We start from the raw sequence: 18,548 nt of genomic DNA on the forward strand, positions 1-18,548 counted from the left end.
TGCCACGGGGAACGGACGAAGCCGCTCAGAGAAGCTCGCCGAAAACGAGCTGGCCTACGCGCGCCACCACGGCATTGTTGTTCACAGCATCCGGGCGGCTGGTCCTTGTCATCACTGCGAGAGTCAGCGGAGGGCCATCTTCCGGCCACACCACCCCGGCATCGTTGACCACCCCGTAGCTGCCGGCACCGGTCTTATCGGCGAGTTCGGCTCCGGGCGGCACCGCTGCCCGCAGCCGCTCACCGGAGGTGGCATTGCGCAGCATCCACCCTCTGAGGCGGGCCTGCCCCAGGGTATCCAGCGCGTCGCCGAGCAACAGCGCTTCGTACAGCGTGTGGATGTCGCTGGGCGTGCTGGTGTCGCGGACATCGCCGGGCAGCGCCTCGTTGAGCTCCGGTTCCCACCGGTCGAGGCGGGTGGACAGGGCACCGAGGGACCGGGCATAGGCACCAATTTCCGGCGGGCCCCCGATGAGTTCGAGCAGGAGGTTGCCGGCGGTATTGTCGCTGAAGCGCAGGGCAGCATCGGCAAGCTCTTCCACGCTCATGTTCCGGTCCTTGTCGGCAGCGCAGATGACGGAGTCCCGCACAATCTGGTTCTTGCGGAAGGAGATCCGGCGCTGCCAGAACCCGTCGTCGTACGCGTGGTCGCGGAGCAGCCGGGCCACGGCGAGGGTTTTGAACAGGGAACACATCGGAAAGGTGTTTTCGCCCCGGTAGGCATAGGCAGGACGTTGGCCCAGCCGGCCCGCCGATACGCCGATGGTGAGGCCATGTGCTGACTCGAGGCCGCTGAGCGCCGTGTCGAGGCGCTGGCGGACGTCGCCCGGGCCGGATGCCGCAGACGCCGGGCCTGCCGTACCTGCCACAGCGGCCGCCAGCACTCCTCCTGCACCGAACATGAGGACCTTACGGCGGGTTGGTTGGGTTGACGTTTGCGGGGGCTGGAATTCGTGAAAGTGATCCATGCGGCCAGTCTGGGCTGATTTTCTGGTCCGCTCAAAGACAGAAATAGCAGGATTTATGCGTCAGCGGCATGATTGGTGGATGGACCTCATCAGCGGTGCGCGTGCGTTCGTTGCTGTTGCCCGCCGGCAAAGCTTCTCCGCAGCCGCCCGGGATGAACAGACGACGCAGCCCGTCATCAGCCGCCGGGTTGCCGGTTTGGAGGCCCAACTGGGCGGGGCGCTGCTCGAGCGGAACACCCGCCAGGTGCGGTTGACAGCCCTGGGCACGGCGCTCCTCGAGCACGTACAGGCCCTGCTGGGCGCCGAACGCTCGCTGGTCGATGCTGCGGCATCCCACCATCGCGGCACCGTCCGGCTGCTGGTGCCCCGCGATCTCGATCCTGCGCGGTGGGCGGCCCTGAGATTGCGCGCACGCGGGGCCGGTACCGACCTCGACATAGAGGAAGCCGGCCGGGAGCTGCGTACCCTGCGGTTTCGGCTCGGGGAAGCCGATGCCGCCGTCCTTCCGGTCGAAACCGCACGGGCCGACTGGGTAGTGCCGCTTGGCCTGGCACAGGTTACGGACCGGCGCCGGCCGCTCTCACTCGGGGCCTTGCGTCCCACCCGCGCCCTGGGCCCGAAGGCGGCTTCCAACCTTTTGGTGTTGGCCGAGGACGCCTCCGGCCAACTGCTCTCCGCGCTCCGTGAATCGGCCGCGGCATCGGGCTTGGCGGCGCACCAGGTTCATGAGTCCCCCAGTGTGGTCAGCGCGCTTGCGGGAGCACTGGCGGGCGATGACTGGATCCTGTGCACCCGGGAGCAGGCATCCGCGTGGCGCCTGCAGTGGTTCGAGGTACCGGAACTGGCGCTCACGCGCGCCTACCGGCTTGAGCTGCGCACGCCGGATGGGCGCCAGCTGTTCAACCCTGCCCTTCGGAGGGACATCGCAGCGGCGCTCGGGGCCAACCGGGAGGAACAACCATGACAGTGCCGGGGTACGACGCCGGCGCAGGCGCAAGTGCCCTGCGCCAAGCAGCGCAGGTACTTGAGTCCGCGGGCCTTTCGGGATCCCTCCTGGTTCGCCATCTCGGCACCGGCCAGGAGCTTGCGCTCGACGCCGACCGCCTCTTCCCACTGGCGTCCGTCGCCAAGCTGCCGCTGGCGGCCGCCGCGCTCGACGCCGCGCACCGGGGCAGGTTCGAACTCAGCATGCCGGTGCGGATCGACGACTCGAGCCGGTCCCAGGGTGGCCCCGGCATTGCCCGTTTTGCCCACCCGGCCACCATCGCCGCGGGCGACCTCATCAGGCTCGCGGTTGAGCTCAGCGACAACTCCGCCGCAGACGCGATATTCCGCATCGTCTCCCCGGAAGAAGTGACGGAATGGCTCCGGGCCCTGGGTACCGGCGGCATCATCCTCCGTCATCCCATTGGTGAACTCTATGCCTCGCTCGCCACACAGGCGGCTGACCACGATGCTGCCGCCGTCCACTCGCTCGTCGTCCAGGCGGACCAGCAGGGGCATCCGTCCCCGTTGCCCCAACTGGACGTTGAACGGGCCAACGCCGGTACCGCGCGGGGGCTCGCCGATCTCCTGCAAAAGATCTGGGACGGAACCGTCTCCCCGGCCGTGGCGGCACCCCTCCGCGAAATGCTTGCCGCGAACGTCTTCCGGCACCGCCTCGCGCCGGATTTTTCAGCAGATACTTCCACCTGGTATTCGAAAACGGGTTCCTTCGTTCACCTCCGGCACGAGGCTGGGGTGGTGGAACACACGGGGGGACCGGCCCTGGCTGTCGTTGCGCTCACCCGGAGCCGCGTTCCGGCGGTCATCCAGCCGTCAGCCGAACAGGCGATGGGTCACGCTGCCCGCATCCTGCACGATGAACTCGTTTAGCAATGCACCCGGACGCCCCGGCGCACCTACTGTGGGCTGCGCCCGCCCAGCCGCGTGGTGACCTGGGCTGCGGCGGCCATGCAGGCTTCGCCGAGGTCTTCCAGCCGTTCGCGTGACACCCGGAACCTTGGGGCGGGGATCAGTACGACGGCGGTAATGTCGCCGCGGTGGTCGTAGGCAGGCGCGGCGACCCCCACTTCGTCCATGGAGGATTCGCCGTAGTTCCCGGCCCAGCCGCGCCCTGCAACCTCCCCGAGCCTGGCTTCGTAAGCTGCCAGTCCGGCGTCGTCCATTCCCGGGAAGGTAACGGCGCCGCTCCGCAGCAGTTCGCGGACCCGCTCGGCGGGCTGGTGGGCGAGGAAGACCTGGACCGAGGCGCTCATGGCGTCCCGGTAGCGGGCGCCCAAAGGTGTGGTGTGTTTGATCTGATGGGGGCTGGCGATCTGCTCGACGCAGATGGCCTCGTCGCCGTTCCACAGCATGAGGGCGCTGGTCTCCCCCGTTTGCTCGGTGAGCCGGCGCAGCACCGGGTACGCCACGCGGCGTTCGTCCATTTCCGCCAGCAGCGGCCCTGCCACGGCGATCAGCCCCAGACCCAGGCGGAACCGCCGCGTTTCGGGGTCCCGTTCCACCAGGCCTTCCTGCTCCAGGGTGGCCAGGATCCGTGAAACGGAACTCTTGTGCATGCCCACACGGCCGGCGATTTCGGTGACTCCCAGCAGGGGTTCCTCGGCGCTGAAGGTGCGCAGCACGGCGATGGCGTTGACGACGACGGAAGCACCTTTGGCATCCGCCGCGCCATTGGCGCCGGTACCGGCGGCGCCGTGGTCACCTGCGGCGTCGTTGTCTGCGGCGTCTTTTTGGCTGGTCTTTGCTGGAGTCATGGTGGACACCATCTTTCCCTAAACGGCGGAAGCGGCGCCACGTGTGCGTGACGCCGCTTCCAGTGCTGGACGGTTAGGCCTCGATGATGTTCTTCTCCGGGCCGAACGGGAACTTGGTGATGTTCTCCACCGAGTTGTCCTCGCCGATGACCAGGATGTCGTGCTCGCGGTAGCCGCCGGCGCCCGGCTGGCCGTCGGCCACGGTGATCATGGGCTCCATGGAGACCACCATGCCGGGCTCCAGGACGGTGTCGATGTCCTCGCGCAGTTCCAGCCCGGCTTCGCGGCCGTAGTAGTGGCTGAGGACGCCGAAGGAGTGGCCGTAGCCGAAGGTGCGGTTGGCCAGCAGCCCGTGGCTGATGTAGATCTCGTTCAGTTCCGCGGCGATGTCCTTGCAGACGGCGCCGGGCTTGATGAGTTCCAGGCCGCGCTTGTGCACCTCCACGTTGATGTTCCACAGTTCGAGCGAACGCTCATCCGGCTGGCCCAGGAAGAGGGTGCGCTCCAGGGCGGTGTAGTAGCCGGAGGTCATGGGGAAGCAGTTGAGCGAGAGGATGTCGCCCTGCTGCAGCTTGCGGGTGGTGGCCCAGTTGTGGGCGCCGTCGGTGTTGATCCCGGACTGGAACCACACCCAGGTGTCGCGGACTTCGCGGTCCGGGAAGGTCCTGGCGATCTCGTGCACCATGGCCTCGGTGCCGATCAGGGCCACCTCGTACTCGGTGATGCCTTCGCGGATGGCGTTGCGGATGGCCTCGCCGCCCAGGTCGCCGATGCGGGCACCGTGCTTGATGACCTCGATCTCCTCGGCGGACTTGAACATGCGCTGGCGCATGGCGTCCTGCGAAACGTCCAGGAGCTGCGCGCCGGGGAACGCGGCAGCGATCTTCTCGCGGGTCAGGCCGGGGAGGAAGTCATCCTCGACGCCGAGCCGGGTTGCCTTGACGCCGCGCTGGCGCAGTGCCTCCTGCAGGCCGAAGTAGAAGTTGTCCCGGCGCCAGTCGGTGTAGACGATGTTCTCGCCGTAGGAGGTGCGCCACGGCATCCCGGCGTCGATGTTCGCGGTGATGGTGACCGAGTCGTCGGCGGTGACCACCAAGGCGTAGTTGCGGCCGAACGTGGTGAACAGGAAGTCGGAGTAGTACTTGATGCCGTGGTAGCTGGTCAGGATGACCGCATCCAGGCTCTTGGCGGCCATGATCTGGCGGAGGCCGCCCAGGCGGCGCTCGAACTCGGCGTCGGAGAACGTGAGCTTGCCCTTGGAGCCGTTGTGGAGGACCTTGAGGCGCTCGAGTTCGGCGATGGACGAGGCGTTATCGGCGGTGATAGTCACTGTTGTGCCTTTCGTTGATGCTTCTGGATTGTCCAGTGCAGTTGTTGTGGTGTGGATCGGAAGGGTGGTCAGGGGGCCTTGCGGCGGGCCGGCGGTTCTGGGAATGCCGGCGGCTTAGAGGTGCTTCAGGGGCTTTCGCGACGTCTCAGTGGCGAACAGGACTGCCGCCAGGGACACCGCTGAAGCCGCCACCAGGTACCAGCCCGGGGCGATCTTGCTCTGGGTCATGGCGATCAGCAGGGTGGCCATGAACGGCGCGGTCCCGCCGAAGAGGGCGTTGGAGAGGTTGAAGCTGACGGCGAACCCGCTGTAGCGGACCTTGGTGGGGAACAGCTCGGCCAAGAAGCTCGGCAGTGTTCCGTCGTTCAGTGTGAGCATGCCGCCCAGGAGGATCTGGACCAGGACGATGACCAGGAAATCACCGGTTTCCAGCAGCATGAACGCCGGAACGGTAAGGACCATGAAAAGGATGGATGCCGTGATGAGCATCCGCTTGCGGCCAAAGACGTCCGAGGCCATGCCGGTAAGGAAGATGAACCCGATGTAGCTGGCCAGGGCAATGGTGGTGGCCAGGAAGGACTCGGTGGGGCCGAAGCCCAGTTCCTCGGAAAGGTAGGTGGGCATGTAGCTGAGGATGACGTAGAAGCCAACGGCGTTGAGCATCACCGCGCCGCAGGCGATGACGAGCTGCTTCCGGTAGGTCTTGAACATGGCCAGCGCGGGGGCCTTCTCTTCGGTGCCTTCCTTCGCAGCCAATTCCCGGAAGGCCGGGGTGTCCTCGAGTTTGGTGCGGATGTAGCGTCCGATGAGGCCCATGGGGGCAGCCAGCAGGAACGGCAGCCGCCATCCCCACTCGTGCAGCTGGTCCGCGGTGAGTACCGAGCTCAGGAGCGCTGCGATAAGGGAGCCCAGGAGCAGGCCGGCTGCGGTGCTGGCCGGAACCACTGCTGCATAGAGGCCGCGCCGGTTCGCCGGGGCGTACTCCACCAGGAAGGCCGAGGCGCCCGCATACTCGCCGGCTGCTGAGAAGCCCTGGACGATGCGGACGAGGAGGAGCAGGACCGGAGCCATCAGCCCGATGGATGCGTAGCCGGGAATCAGCGCGATGCAGAACGTTGAGACGGACATGATGACGATGGACAAGGACAGGGCCTTCCGCCGGCCGAGCTTGTCGCCGATGTGGCCCCAGACAAATCCGCCCAGCGGCCGGACGAAGAACGAGACTGCGAAGACGCCAAAGGTGGCCAGCAGCGCTGTCTGCCGTTCCGCTTCCGGGAAGAAGACCGATGAGATGACGGCGGCGAGGTAGCCGTAGACGGCGTAATCGAACCATTCGACGAAGTTGCCGATAAAGCTTGCGGTAACCACCCGGCGTCGTACGTCCTTGCTGGGCGTTAGGGGACTAACGCCGCCGCCTGCCAGGGCGGAACCATCGGCATCCTTGGCGATGACTCCCGCCTGGGGCGGTGTTGTTTCGTGACTCATAGAACCACCAATAAAAGTCGGAGTTGCACTTATTGCAACGTCGTTGTTTCAACATAGGTGGTGACCGCGAACACAGTCAATAGATCCCAAGACTATTTCCGCGCCTACTAGCTCGAAATGGAGTGCGTTCACCACCTGCAGGCAGTAAGTCCCCAGAGAATAGCCATGTTGCACTGAAAGCAACATGGTTGAAATATTCTGGAAACCTGCCGCGGCTAAGCGACCAGGAGGCACGCAGCCCGGCCCCGCATGCTGGGCAACAAAAACAGGCGACGCCGGGAAAGTCCCGTCGTCGCCTGTTGTGGTTCCTCTGTCCTAGGCGGAACTGCCGCTCCGCTAGTCCCCATCGGTGTGGGGTTGATCCGGCGAAGGCTCCGCCCCGTGCGGGTGATCCTTCTGGCGGGCTTCCTGGAGATGGTGCTCCAGCTTCTCCTCCGCGTCGCGGCGGCGCTGGCCCACCGTGCGCATCTGCTGCGTGGTGGGTGCGGTGTGGGCATGCAGATGCGGGCCTGCATCGTTCGGGCTGTCAACCCTGTTTTCCTGCATAGGAACATCGTCCCACCGCGGCTGTGGTGCGGGTAGGGCCGAGCGGTCCACTGGCAGGCAACGGTGGCCGGGCACACGAAAGGCCGCCAGGCATCTGCCTGGCGGCCGCAGTGACGGGATGCTTAGATCCCGGTGTAGACGGTCTTGCCCCACGTGAAGAAGTCCAGCGCGGACCGGCCCTGCTCGCGGAACGTGTTCGTTGATGAGTCCTTCACGCCGCCGAATGGAACGTTCAGGTCCAGTCCCGCGGTGGGCCTGTTCACCTTCACCACGCCGGCCTGGGCGCGGGAAGCGAAGTCGGTAGCCAGGGCCAGGGAATCGGTGCAGATGCCGGCGGTGAGGCCGTACCGGGAATCGTTGATCGCGGCGAGCCCGGCCTCGTAGTCCGGGACTTCCAGGACCGCCACCACAGGGCCGAAGATTTCCTCGGTGACCGCGGGATCGTCGGTGGGAAGATCGGTGAGCACGGCGGCGGGGAAGAACAGCGCACCGGAGGGGTCGCCGTCGTACCTTCCGTGCAGGAGGGTGGCCCCGCGTTCGACGGCGGCGCGCACCGCTTCCTGGTCCTGCTCGAATTGCTGCCGGCTCACCACGGCGCCCATGCGCGACGTTCCGCCTGTGCCAGCGCCGTCCCCGGTGGTGTACTGCGCGGCTTCAGCCACCAGCGCCTCAAGGAACTTCTCCTTCACGCCCGGAGTGACGTAGACCCGCGATGTTGCGGTGCAGGCCTGGCCGGTGAGTCCGAACGCGCCGGCGGCCACCACCTGCGCAGCCTCGGCGGGGTCTGCGTCATCAAGCACCAGGACGCCGTTCTTCCCGCCCATCTCAAGCTGGACGCGGGCGCGGCGGGCGTTCAGGATTTCCTGGAGCCCCAGGCCCACACGGGTGGAACCGGTGAAGGAGAGCCCGGCGATGCGGGCGTCCCGGGCCAGCGCCTCCCCCACTACTCGCCCCTTGCCATGGACCACATTGAAGACTCCGGCGGGCAGCCCGGCATCCTGCAGGGCCTGGGCCAGGTGGGTGGCCGAGAGCGGGGTCAGTTCGGCCGGCTTGATCACCACGGCGTTGCCGCTGATCAGCGCGGGGGCGGCCTTCCATGCGGGAATGGCAATGGGGAAATTCCAGGGCGTGATCAGGCCCACCACGCCCAACGGCTCACGGCGGGTAGTGATGGTGGTGTCCGGCAGGCCGCTGGGCAGCACCTCTCCGGTGGCCGCCCAGCCGAGCGAGCCGAAGAACCGCAGCACGTCGGAAGCACGCTTCACTTCGCCTTTGGCCTCGGCCAGGGTCTTGCCCTCCTCCCGGACAAGGTCTTCGGCGATGGCCGACTGCCGATCGATCAGCAGGTTCCCGGCGGCAATGAGGATGGCACCACGCGAGGGTGCAGGCAGGGCTGCCCAGGCAGGTTGCGCTGCTGCCGCGGCGGTGACGGCGGCATCCACGTTCGCGGCCGTACCGCTGGGGGAAACCGCGGCGATCTCGCTTGGGCGGGCAGGGTTCATCCGCTCCGTGTCCGCTTCACCCAGCCATTGGCCGTTGATGAGGTGCCTGGCGGTGATGGCTTCGCGGGAGTCAGCGGATTGGTTGGTTTCGGTGTCAACAACAGTGGAGGTCATGGTGGTCCTTTGGAACGTTGGGGCTAGAGGCTGCGGATCAGGCCGCCGTCGCAGCGGAGCGCCACGCCGGTGATGTACGACGCCGGGGCGCTGCACAGGAAGGCGGCGGCCGCCCCAAACTCGGCGGGTTCGCCGTAGCGGCGGGCAGGGATGGACTTGCGGGATTCGAGCTCGATCTCGTGGGCGGTGGTGCCGCGGCGTTTCGCGGCAGCCTGGTCCAGCTCGGCCACCCGGTCCGTGGCGATCCGGCCAGGAAGGACCATGTTGACGGTGACACCGTCAAGGGCCACCTCGGCGGCGAGGGTTTTCAGGTAGCCGGCCAGTGCGGCACGGCCGGTGTTGGAGACGGCCAGGTTGGGCAGCGGGGCCACCACTCCGCTTGAGCCGAGAGCCACGATCCGTCCCCAGCGGCGTTCCCGCATGCCAGGCAGGACGTGCGAGATGAGTGCATGCTGGGGCTTGACCAGCAGGTCGAAGGCGCTGGCAACGTCCTCGGAGCTGAGCGCGGCCGCGGCGCCCGGTTTGGGGCCGGGTCCGTTGAGGACCAGGATGTCGATGGGGCCGAGGTCGGCGATGGTCTGCTCGACGGCGGACCCGATGCCCTCGGGCGTGGTCAGGTCCGCTTCGATGGCCACGGCGTCAAAGCCTGCGGTTCCGGCATGGCTCTCTTGCAGCTCCCCCACGATCTCCTTGGCGCGGTCCCGGCGCCGGCCCACGATGGCCACGCGGACGCCTTCCGCAGCAAGCGCCCGTGCCACGGCCAGGCCCAGGCCTCCGGTGGAGGCGGCCACCAGTGCGGTTTTGCCGGCGATTCCGAGATCCATCAGTAGCTCCTTGCGGTGGTCAGTGCCGGGGACTGTGCCCGGGCGGTGGCGTTGCCGAGCGCATCGGCGGCCTCGCTGAGGTGGGTGTGCATGGCGTCGCGCAGGCTTTCGGGGAAGCCTGCCGCCGGCGCCCGGACTCCGGAGTCCTTGATCAGGCCGCGTTCGCGGAGGCATTCCTTCCGGATCGCCAGGGCCACCTTGGCCTGTTGTTCGAAGTTGATCAGCGGCAGGTAGGGCAGCAGTTCGGTGCGGGCGGCCTCGTAGCCCCGGTCCTGCCAGGCGGCGACGCAGGCAATGAGCGCCTCCGGGTAGGAGAAGCCGGTCATGGCTCCCGCTGCGCCGGCCTGGAGTTCATCCAGCAGCCCTTGCCCGCCCAGGCCGCCAAAGATGGAGACGCCGACGGCGGCACTCAGCTCGGCGATGGCCACGCTGGTGGGCGGGGCCTCGGCTTTGACGGCGATGACGAACGGGCACGCGTTGACCACCGCTATCAGTGCCGCGGTGGCGATGCTGACGCCGCTGGCCAGCGGGTAGTCCTGCAGCACCACGTTGGCGCCGGTGGCGCGGTGGATGGCGTCGAGGTGGGCGATGACAGCCTGGGGCCGGGCCGAGTTGGCCTGGACCATCACGGCGGCAAGGCGCCCGCCCGCCATCTCCTGCGCAGCCCCGACTTCCTCGATGGCCGGCCTGGTGGCCAGCGCGGTCACTCCCACCACCAGCGGAAGCGTTGTGCATTCCACAACGGTTTCCAGGACGTGTCGCCGCTCCTCCGCCGTCAGCGCGGTGGCTTCGCCGAACACGCCCAGGACTGTGAGGCCTGTGGCTCCGATGGCTTCATAGTGCTCCACCAGTTCGGACAGGCTGTCCAGGTCGACGTCGAGGGTGCTGCCCTGGAATGGCGTGGCCACCACACCCCACACGCCGGCGGGCAGTGCGTCAGGGGCCAGGTTTTGGGGCGCAAGGGATTGCTGCATTGTTCTGCTTCCTTTCAATGCGAAGCGTGAGTTGGGGCGGAGGGACGGTGGCAGGTCAGCGGCCGGGCCACTCCGGCCGGCGTTTTTCCTGGAAGGCCCGGACGCCCTCGGCCGAGTCCTCGCTGTCCAGTGCGGCCATGAGGGCCGGGAGCCGCAGCCCGCGTGCTTCCGTGGCAGTGAGGTGGCTGGTTTGCGTGACCATCTGTTTGACGGCCCGGACCGATGTGGGGGCACACGCAAGGATCTGGTCCACCCAGCGCTGCACCGCGGCGTCCAGTTCTTTTGCGGAAACCACTTCGTTGACCAGGCCCATGGCCTGCATCTCCGCCGCGTCCGCTGTCCGGCCTGTGAGCAGCATGCCCATGGCCTGCGTGTAGGGGACGCGGCGCACCAGCTGGTGGATGCCGCCGTCGAGCGCCAAACGCCCCACGCGGGGCTCAGTGAGCCCGAACTTCGCGGTCTCGGCGGCAACTACGATATCCGCGCCCAAGACGATCTCCATGCCGCCGCCCAGCGCGTAGCCATTCACCTTGGCGATCACCGGAACGTCGAGCGTGGTGCGCAGGCTCAGGCCGCCGAACCCGTTGGGGTCCAGGCCGGCCCAGTATTCCAGGCCGGTCTTGTCCACGGCGGACGCGGACATGTCCGCACCCACGCAGAACGCCCGGGTGCCGGCGCCGGTGATGACCACGGCCCGCACCGACTCATCCTGCTCCAGCTGGTCCCAGATCCCGTTGAGCCGGGCGTGGGCGGTGCCGTCCACGGCGTTGAGGACGTGCTGCCGGTCGATCACCACGGTGGCCACGCCGTTTTCGATGGTCAGCGTGATCTGGTCAACCCGCTCTTCGACAGTGGCCTCTTCCAAGGTGGCGCTCACCGGAGGACCCCCAGCTGCTGCAGGCGTTCGATGGTCTGCTCATCGAACCCGTTCTCGAGCAGCACCTCCACGTTGTGCTCCCCGAGGCGGGGCGCCACGCGGCGGACTGTGGGCGGGGTGGCCGAGAGCCGGATAGGGGCGTTGAGCATCTTCACCGTGCCCACGCCGGGGTGCTCGGCCTCAACGATCATGCCGTTGGCTTCGGTCTGGGCATCGGCGAGCGCCTGTTCAAGCGTGTGGACGGGGGCGTTCAGCAGCCCCTGTTCCTCGAGTTTGCCGGTCCAGTACTCGGTGGTGTTGGTGGCAATGTGTTCCCGGAAGATGGCCTGGAGGGCGGGCTTGTGCTTGAACTGCTGCTCCAGGTTGGCGAACTCGGGGCGCTGGGTGAGGTCCTCGTCCAGGCCCAGGGCGTCGGAGATGCGGGCCAGCGGGTCCGGGGTGAAGCCGCCCACCATGCACACAGCGCCGTCAGTGGTTTCGAAGACGCCGCTCAGCGGCATGGCACCCCAGTTGACTTCATACCCGCGGTTGAGCTGCATGCAGGCCTCCTGCATCTGCAGGTGCAGCATCGAGTCGTACATGGTCACCTCCACCTTCTGGCCCACCCCCGAGGTTTCCCGAGTGCGCAGCGCCAGCAGGATGCCCTGCATCAGGTGCATGCCGGTGATGTAATCGCAGAGGGTGGTGGGGTAGATGGCCGGCTTCTGGTCGTCCGATTCGCGCCGCCACATCACCCCGGAGTAGGCCTGGGCGATGGCGTCCTGGCCGCCCTTGTGCGAGTACGGTCCCACCGGGCCGAAGCCTGTGCCGGAGGCCCAGATGATGCCCGGGTTCTCCGCTTTGAGGTCTTCGTAGCCGAAGCCCATCCGTTCCATCACACCGGAGCGGAAGTTGCTGACCACCACGTCCGCGTCCGCCATGATGGCGTGCAGGACGTTCCGGCCTTCCTCCGTACGCGTGTCGATGGAGACACTGCGCTTGTTGCGGTTGATGGACAGGAAGATGGGGTTGTCCTGGCCGTCCTGGTCAGGGAACGAGTTCCGCGAGATGTCTCCGGCGCCCGGGCGTTCCACCTTGATGATGTCCGCGCCGTAGTCACCCAGCATCTGGGTGCAGGACGGGCCCATGAACACTTGGGTGAAGTCCACGATCTTGATGCCGTCCAGCGGCAGCGGGGTGGCCGGCCGCGCATCCCCGGCGAGGGGCGACGCGGAGGCGCCCGCCGTCGTCGTACTTTCCGTCTTTTCTGCCAGCGCGCTGCTCATGCCGGCACCGCCGCGTCAGCATCGATGGTGGCGTTCGACGACGGGACGTCGCCCGGGTCTGCGCCGTGCCGGCGCATGCCCTGCTGGATGTCCAGGGCAGAGACGTCGCGGACCAGCACGTTGTTCTCCACGGCAAGCCCGGCGGCGACGCCGACGGCCTGGCCCATGGCCATGCAGGGCGGAATCTCGCGGGACATCTTCTGCGCCTCCGGGGTGGCGGAATAGTGGCGTCCGGCGACGAGGAGCTGGTCCACTTCCTTGGGCAGCAGCGAGCGGTATGGGTAGTAGTAGTCGCGGCCGCGCGCCACGGTGTCGGCGAAGTGCCGGCGCTGGGTGACGTCGTCCTTGGTCATCACGTATTCGCCCTGCAGCAGGCGGGTCTGCCGGACGCCCATCTGGGAGGCGACGTCCAGCATGTAGCAGTTCTCGAAACCGGGCAGGTGGGCGCGGACGTAGTCCACCGCCTCGGAGATCCGGTCCCGGGCGGCGAACTCGGCGGCGGTCATGTCCGCCGGGTCCGTGCCGTCGAACCCGGACATGTGCGGGGCATTGCACCAGACCACGCCGTCGATGGGGGTCTTGAGCCACCACAGCTCCCAGGCGCCGCCGAGGAGGCGCTTGATCTTGCGGTTGATGGCGCGGGCTTCCTTGGGGTTGGCCTGCTCGAACGCTTCGGCGGCCCGGGTGTCCACGTTGCCCAGGCGGAAGACGAGCGTGGTGATGTAGTTGTCCTTGGCGTAGCTGGCCCCGGCACGGGAGGCGACGTCGATGTCGCCCGTGGTGTCGATGACCACGTCCGCCATAAAGGCCTGCGGGCCCATCTTGGTTTCGGTGATGACGCCCTTGATCACGCCGTTGTCCACGATGGGGCGGGAAAACCAGGAGTGCAGGCGGAGGTCCACGCCGGCTTCGCGGACCAGGTCGTTGGAGACCCGCTTCCAGCCGTCGGGGTCGAAGGCTGCGGCGTAGCAGATGGGCTTGGGGTTGGTGTGGGAGTGGAAGTCGAAGGTGCCGTAGCGGCCCCACTTGTTCCAGAGTTCCTGGGAGGTCTTGCGGTCATCGGCGGGCGGCACGATGGCCAACCCGAGCTTCTGCAGCCGCTCCACGTATTCGGAGACAATGCCGGTGACGGTGATTTCCTGGCCGTTGATCATGTCGTCCAGCACCAGCACCATGCCGCCGGAGGCGAGGCCGCCCAGGGATGAGTAGCGTTCCAGCAGGGTGACCTTGGCGCCGGACCGTGCGGCCGTGACTGCGGCGGCAACGCCTGCAGGGCCGCCGCCCACCACCAGCACGTTGGAGCGGGAGATGACGGGAGCGGTGAGGTCCGCCGTGGTGGTGGCGAGTTCCAGGGAGCCGGTGAAGCCGTTTTCGGGCGCGGCAAAGCTGGGTGTGGTGTTCATGGGAGGGTTCCTTACTTGCCGACGAAGATGCCGTTGGAGCGGCGTGCGGCGATGTAGAAGACGATGCTGAGGATGGACAGGACGGCCACGTAGACCGGGAAGATCCAGGTGAGGTTCAGGGACTGGAACCAGACCAGCAGGTAGGAGGCGGTGCCGCCGAAGAGGGCGACGCCGATGCCGTAACCCAGGGCCACGCCGGTTCCGCGGATGTTCTTGGGCATCAGCGAGGAGCTGACCACGTTGTAGAGGGTCATGTTGAGCACCAGGACCACGGATCCGCCGAGCAGGACCGCCGCGAAGCCGCCGATGCCGGGCTGCACGTAGAGCAGCATGAGGAACACTGACGGGATGGCCAGGATGCGGGTCACCAGGAACCAGCGGGACATGGCCTTGCCGTCGGCGAGCTTGCCGATGATCCAGGAGCCGGCCACCAGGATGACGCCGAGGACGGTGGTGAGGGCGAAGACGGCGGTGGGGTCTTCCTTGAAGCCGCTGCGGGCTGCGCTGGGCAGGCCCACGTTCCAGGCGTAGTTGTAGGCCTGGGCTGCGCCCACCACGAAAATGATGGCGAGGACGGAGAGCCAGTGCTTGCGGACGCCGGACCAGACAGCGCGGGGCGTGTTGGTGGCCATTTCCTCTTCTTTGAGGGTTTCCGGCAGGGAACGGCGCAAGTACAGGACCACGAAGCCGAAGAGGGCGCCGAGGATGAACGGAACGCGCCAGCCCCACTCCCCCATGGCCGCTCCGCCGATCACCAGGCTGCAGAGGAAGCTGACCAGCGAGGCCAGCAGGATGCCGATGTTGACGTAGAAGGACATGATGCCGGCCACGTAGCCTTCGCGGCCCTTGGGCGCCAGTTCCACGGCGTGGGACGTGGAGAGCGGGGCTTCGATGCCGGTGGAGATGCCCTGGAGGACGCGGCAGACCAGCAGGATGATGCCGGCAAGCGGGCCGATGGTGGCGTAGCTGGGCGTGACGGCGATGATCAGGGTGGTGCCGGCCATCAGCATGATGGACAGCAGCATCACCCGGCGCCTGCCGATTCGGTCTGCCAGGGTGCCCAGGAGGATGCCTCCGAGGGGGCGGAAGGCGAACCCGACGGCGAACACGGCCAAGGCGTTCAGCGTTGCGGACAGCGGGTCCGTGTTGGGGAAGAAGTTGGGTCCGATGAAGGCGGACAGGAGGCCGAAGACCATCCAGTCGTACCATTCAAGGGCGTTGCCCAGGCCAAGGCCCAGCAGGCCTTTGCGGACCTCAGGGGTGAACTTTTCGTTTTTTTGGGGGGTTGAAGCGGTGGTTCGGGGGGACGGGACGGCATTGTCCGTGGTTTGGGTGTCAAGCATGGGATTTTCCTTACGCTTGCGCCCCGGAGGGCGTAAGAGGGTATGACGCAGGAACGCCTGTTGGAGGAGGCGCCTGATGCGAAAGTGGCAAGGAGTGTCAGCGGCCACGGAGACGTGTCCGGACGGTTAGGGGTCAGCGCCGGCGCCGGTTACGGCCGGCAGGCCTACAACGCGTGGGGAGCGTTGACCCAGATGGCTACGCATACCTCTTCGTAGCTGTTCTTGTACCAGTGGGGAATTTCCGAAGAGTAGGTGATCGAGTCGCCCTCTTCGAGGCTGTAGCAGACGCCGTCAAGGTAGACGTCCTTCCGGCCCGAAATGATGTAGCAGAACTCTTCGCCGCTGTGGGTGAAGGGTGTTGCGCTGGTGTCGTGCCCTGGGGGCGTGCTGATCCATTGCGCTTCGATGGTGCCATCGCGGTCCGGGGTCAGCAGCTCATGAATTGCTTCGCCGACGGACTCGCGGGTGACGTTTTGGAGGTTGCGCCGCGCGGATCTCCGGACCACCGGGGACCTGGACTGGTCCTGGCCGATGAAGAACCGTCCCACGGGGATGTCCAGTCCGTGGGCCAGCTGCGCGAGGGTTGTGAAGGACGGGTTGGCCATTCCGCGTTCGATCTGGCTGACGATCGCCTGGCTGAGTCCGGTGATTTCCGAGAGCCGGGCCAGGGTCATGCCCCGGTCCTTTCGCATGGACCGCACCTTGTTGCCGACTGTGGCCAGCAGTTCGCTGGTGGCCGGCGGGGCGGTGGTGCTAGTCTCGGTGGTCATCGTTTGTCTTTCACTGGGTGATGCTACTCACATAACTATAGTGAAGATTTCGGGCCAGTCAACGGATTTTCCTAACTATATTGAAGATTCGCTCTCCAGTGCCTTACGAGGATCCCCGGGCTGAATCCCCCCGCGCCGGGCCAAAAGATACCTGTAAAACTCCCTGACCAGGGCGCATACTGTCGCCATGAGCGACGCCACGCGGAAACCGGACCGGATCCTGTTCGTGCTGATCGGCGTCGTCGGACTGCTGGTGGTGGTTGCGCTGGCGGTGGTCTTCACACGCGGCGAGCCCGCTGCACTGGACGAGGCCAGCCCCGCCGGGGTGGTCCAGCGGTACAGCAAGGCCGTGATCGACGGCGACAACGCCACCGCGGATTCCTACCTCACCGATGCCGCCCGGAGCAGATGCCGGGGAGGCTATCCGGGTGAGCCCCGCCCGGCGCGCGTCGTTCTGGTCTCGACGTCGGAGCGCACCGATTCAGCCACGGTGCGGGTTTCGATCGTCCAGCAGTCCCAGGGCGGACCGTTTGGCCCGTCCGAGTACGAAATGGAGGACGCGTTCTCGCTCCTGAAAGTCAACGGCACCTGGAAGATCGACCAGCCGCCGTACATCCTGACGGCCTGCTCAGTGGTTCCGGCTAAATAATGACCACGCCGGCAGCTGTCACCACCCACGCCCCCGCCGGCGGCCTGGCCACCCTCCGCCGCCTGATCCTCTATGTGCTGCTCTTCGCCCTGGTGGTGATTGCGGCGTCGGGCGTGAGCGGCCTGCTCGAACGGCTCTTCCGTGCGTCTTCCGTGCTGGTCACCGGCGATCCTGCCAGCCTGGCACTGCCCCTGGCCTTCACCCTGATCGGCGGTCCGCTGGCCCTGCTGCTGTGGTGGTTTGCCTGGCGGCGCCTCGACGACCCGGTGGAACGCACCGCCGCCGGGTGGGGACTGTACCTGTCCGGGATGTACGCCGTTTCGCTCATCATCGCCACCACGTCGCTGCTGAACCTGGCAACGGCATTCATCGACACGCAGGAAAGCCAGTGGCAGTCCCCGCTCGCCAACGGTTTGGTGTGGGCGGCTATCTGGCTCTGGCACCGGTGGATGTGGAAGCACCCCGCGAAGCCATCGACGCACCTGGAGGACGTCAGGACACTCCTCGGCTCCGTTTTCGGCCTGCTGCTGGGCGCCGGCGCGGCGGTCGCCGCCCTCAGCGGGCTGTTGGACGTAGCCATTCGCGGCTTCCCACTCAGTGCAGCGGTTGAGCCGTGGTGGTATGCCCCGGTCCGTTCGCTGGTGTGGGCGGCCGGGGGCACCCTGGTGTGGTGGTGGCACTGGTTCAGGGAAGGCGGCCGGCATTTCCGGACCACACTGGCGGATGTGGCCATGATCGCCGTAGGCATCTTCGTTGCGGGCATCGCGGCCCTCGGCGGGGTGGGCGTGGCGGTGTTCGTGCTGTTGCGGCTCGCGTTTGACCGCAGCGATCCGGTGAACCTGCTGTTGGAGCCGCTGGCGCCGGCAATCTCGGCCGCGGCCATCGGCGCTGTGGTGTGGCGCTACCACCGGGCGGTGGCGGTCACCCGGTCCACCGAAACCAGGCGCGCCAGCCTCCTGGTGACCTCGGCGGTTGCGCTGGCCGCGGCAGCTTCCGGCGTGGGTGTGGTGGTGAATGCCTTGCTGGCGGCCGCCGTCTCACCGCTGGCCGGCGGCGCCGCGCGCACCCTGCTGCTGGGCGGCATCAGCTCCCTGATGGTGGGCGGACCGGTGTGGTGGCTGGCGTGGAAGCCACGGCACCAGCCCCGGACAGCAGGCGAAATACCACCTGGCCGGCGCATTTACCTGGTGGCATTCTTCGGCGTCAGCGCGGTGGTGGCCCTGATAACGCTGCTGGTGACGGGCTACCGGGTGTTCCAGTACCTGCTGGGCGACGTCTCCGGCGGAAGCCTCCTGGACAGGATTCGGGCACCGCTGGGCCTGCTGGTGGCGGCTGGCCTGGTGGCCGGCTACCACTTCGCGTTATGGCGGCACGACCGGACGCTGCTGGCTGCCGCGGCGCCCGCCCGACGCCGGGTGGCAGACCAGGTCACGCTGGTCAGCGGCTATCCCTCGGGCACCCTTGACGTCCGCCCCCTGGCGCGGGGCATCTCTGACGCCACGGGAGGTGCCAAGGTGACCGCCTGGCTGAGGGCGGACGACGGCGGCGCGGAACTGCCGCCGTCGGCCGACCCTGCGCCGGGGTCACCGGCTGCCCCGCCCGACGACCTCATCCAGCAGGTGACGGCGGCACTGGCCGACGTGACCGCGCCGCACATCCTGGTCATCGTGGGTCCGGGCAACCGCCTGCACGTGGTCCCGCTGGCCCCGCCGCCGCCGGACAGTCAGGGCTGACGTTTTC

At 67.2% G+C, this 18,548-nt stretch carries 17 protein-coding genes; 4 read left to right on the forward strand and 13 right to left on the reverse strand.

Annotated features, from left to right (window positions below; translation table 11 throughout):
* Positions 1 to 25: 25 nt before the first annotated feature.
* Complete coding sequence (gene bla, locus ACHL_RS16570) at positions 26 to 967, reverse strand: class A beta-lactamase (RefSeq protein ID WP_043794163.1); 942 nt, start codon at positions 965 to 967, stop codon at positions 26 to 28.
* Between the two features lie 79 nt (positions 968 to 1,046).
* Here bla and ACHL_RS16575 point away from each other — a divergent pair, with 79 nt between their 5' ends.
* Positions 1,047 to 1,931 (forward strand): LysR family transcriptional regulator, encoded by an 885-nt coding sequence (locus tag ACHL_RS16575; protein ID WP_015938454.1) that lies wholly within the window; start codon positions 1,047 to 1,049, stop codon positions 1,929 to 1,931.
* Positions 1,928 to 2,842: a serine hydrolase gene (locus ACHL_RS16580; RefSeq protein ID WP_015938455.1), complete on the forward strand. Its 915-nt coding sequence runs from the start codon at positions 1,928 to 1,930 to the stop codon at positions 2,840 to 2,842. The genes ACHL_RS16575 and ACHL_RS16580 overlap by 4 nt, the downstream gene beginning before the upstream one ends.
* Before the next feature lie 26 nt (positions 2,843 to 2,868).
* Here the strand turns inward: ACHL_RS16580 and ACHL_RS16585 are convergent, their stop codons facing one another.
* From ACHL_RS16585 to ACHL_RS16640, 12 genes are all read right to left on the reverse strand, one after another.
* Positions 2,869 to 3,738, reverse strand: coding sequence for an IclR family transcriptional regulator (locus ACHL_RS16585; protein ID WP_015938456.1), 870 nt, complete (start codon positions 3,736 to 3,738; stop codon positions 2,869 to 2,871).
* Between the two features lie 61 nt (positions 3,739 to 3,799).
* Complete coding sequence (locus ACHL_RS16590; protein WP_015938457.1) at positions 3,800 to 5,056, reverse strand: aminopeptidase P family protein; 1,257 nt, start codon at positions 5,054 to 5,056, stop codon at positions 3,800 to 3,802.
* Between the two features lie 114 nt (positions 5,057 to 5,170).
* Positions 5,171 to 6,541: an MFS transporter gene (locus ACHL_RS16595; RefSeq protein ID WP_015938458.1), complete on the reverse strand. Its 1,371-nt coding sequence runs from the start codon at positions 6,539 to 6,541 to the stop codon at positions 5,171 to 5,173.
* Between the two features lie 336 nt (positions 6,542 to 6,877).
* Positions 6,878 to 7,087, reverse strand: coding sequence for a hypothetical protein (locus tag ACHL_RS23855; RefSeq protein WP_015938459.1), 210 nt, complete (start codon positions 7,085 to 7,087; stop codon positions 6,878 to 6,880).
* Positions 7,088 to 7,209: 122 nt separating this feature from the next.
* Positions 7,210 to 8,703 (reverse strand): aldehyde dehydrogenase family protein, encoded by a 1,494-nt coding sequence (locus ACHL_RS16605; protein WP_015938460.1) that lies wholly within the window; start codon positions 8,701 to 8,703, stop codon positions 7,210 to 7,212.
* A gap of 23 nt (positions 8,704 to 8,726) precedes the next feature.
* A complete protein-coding gene (locus ACHL_RS16610) occupies positions 8,727 to 9,527 on the reverse strand; it encodes an SDR family oxidoreductase (protein WP_015938461.1) in 801 nt (266 codons plus the stop codon).
* Complete coding sequence (locus ACHL_RS16615) at positions 9,527 to 10,501, reverse strand: dihydrodipicolinate synthase family protein (protein ID WP_015938462.1); 975 nt, start codon at positions 10,499 to 10,501, stop codon at positions 9,527 to 9,529. The genes ACHL_RS16610 and ACHL_RS16615 overlap by 1 nt, the downstream gene beginning before the upstream one ends.
* A gap of 55 nt (positions 10,502 to 10,556) precedes the next feature.
* Positions 10,557 to 11,378 (reverse strand): enoyl-CoA hydratase-related protein, encoded by an 822-nt coding sequence (locus ACHL_RS16620; protein WP_015938463.1) that lies wholly within the window; start codon positions 11,376 to 11,378, stop codon positions 10,557 to 10,559.
* Positions 11,375 to 12,643, reverse strand: coding sequence for a CaiB/BaiF CoA transferase family protein (locus ACHL_RS16625; RefSeq protein ID WP_015938464.1), 1,269 nt, complete (start codon positions 12,641 to 12,643; stop codon positions 11,375 to 11,377). The genes ACHL_RS16620 and ACHL_RS16625 overlap by 4 nt, the downstream gene beginning before the upstream one ends.
* Positions 12,640 to 14,046: an FAD-dependent oxidoreductase gene (locus ACHL_RS16630; RefSeq protein WP_015938465.1), complete on the reverse strand. Its 1,407-nt coding sequence runs from the start codon at positions 14,044 to 14,046 to the stop codon at positions 12,640 to 12,642. The genes ACHL_RS16625 and ACHL_RS16630 overlap by 4 nt, the downstream gene beginning before the upstream one ends.
* A gap of 11 nt (positions 14,047 to 14,057) precedes the next feature.
* Positions 14,058 to 15,389, reverse strand: a complete 1,332-nt coding sequence (locus ACHL_RS16635) for an MFS transporter (RefSeq protein ID WP_015938466.1) — start codon at positions 15,387 to 15,389, stop codon at positions 14,058 to 14,060.
* Between the two features lie 164 nt (positions 15,390 to 15,553).
* Positions 15,554 to 16,159 (reverse strand): helix-turn-helix domain-containing protein, encoded by a 606-nt coding sequence (locus tag ACHL_RS16640; protein ID WP_015938467.1) that lies wholly within the window; start codon positions 16,157 to 16,159, stop codon positions 15,554 to 15,556.
* Positions 16,160 to 16,346: 187 nt separating this feature from the next.
* On the opposite strand from ACHL_RS16640, the gene ACHL_RS16645 reads away from it, so the two are divergent.
* Both ACHL_RS16645 and ACHL_RS16650 read left to right on the forward strand, forming a co-directional pair.
* Entirely contained in the window at positions 16,347 to 16,808 is a 462-nt protein-coding gene (locus ACHL_RS16645) for a hypothetical protein (RefSeq protein ID WP_015938468.1), read from the forward strand.
* Positions 16,808 to 18,541, forward strand: a complete 1,734-nt coding sequence (locus ACHL_RS16650) for a DUF5671 domain-containing protein (RefSeq protein WP_015938469.1) — start codon at positions 16,808 to 16,810, stop codon at positions 18,539 to 18,541. Before ACHL_RS16645 ends, ACHL_RS16650 begins: the two co-directional genes overlap by 1 nt.
* The last annotated feature ends 7 nt before the right edge of the window (positions 18,542 to 18,548 follow it).

Source organism: Pseudarthrobacter chlorophenolicus A6, from assembly GCF_000022025.1.
Classification (GTDB): Bacteria; Actinomycetota; Actinomycetes; order Actinomycetales; family Micrococcaceae; genus Arthrobacter; species Arthrobacter chlorophenolicus.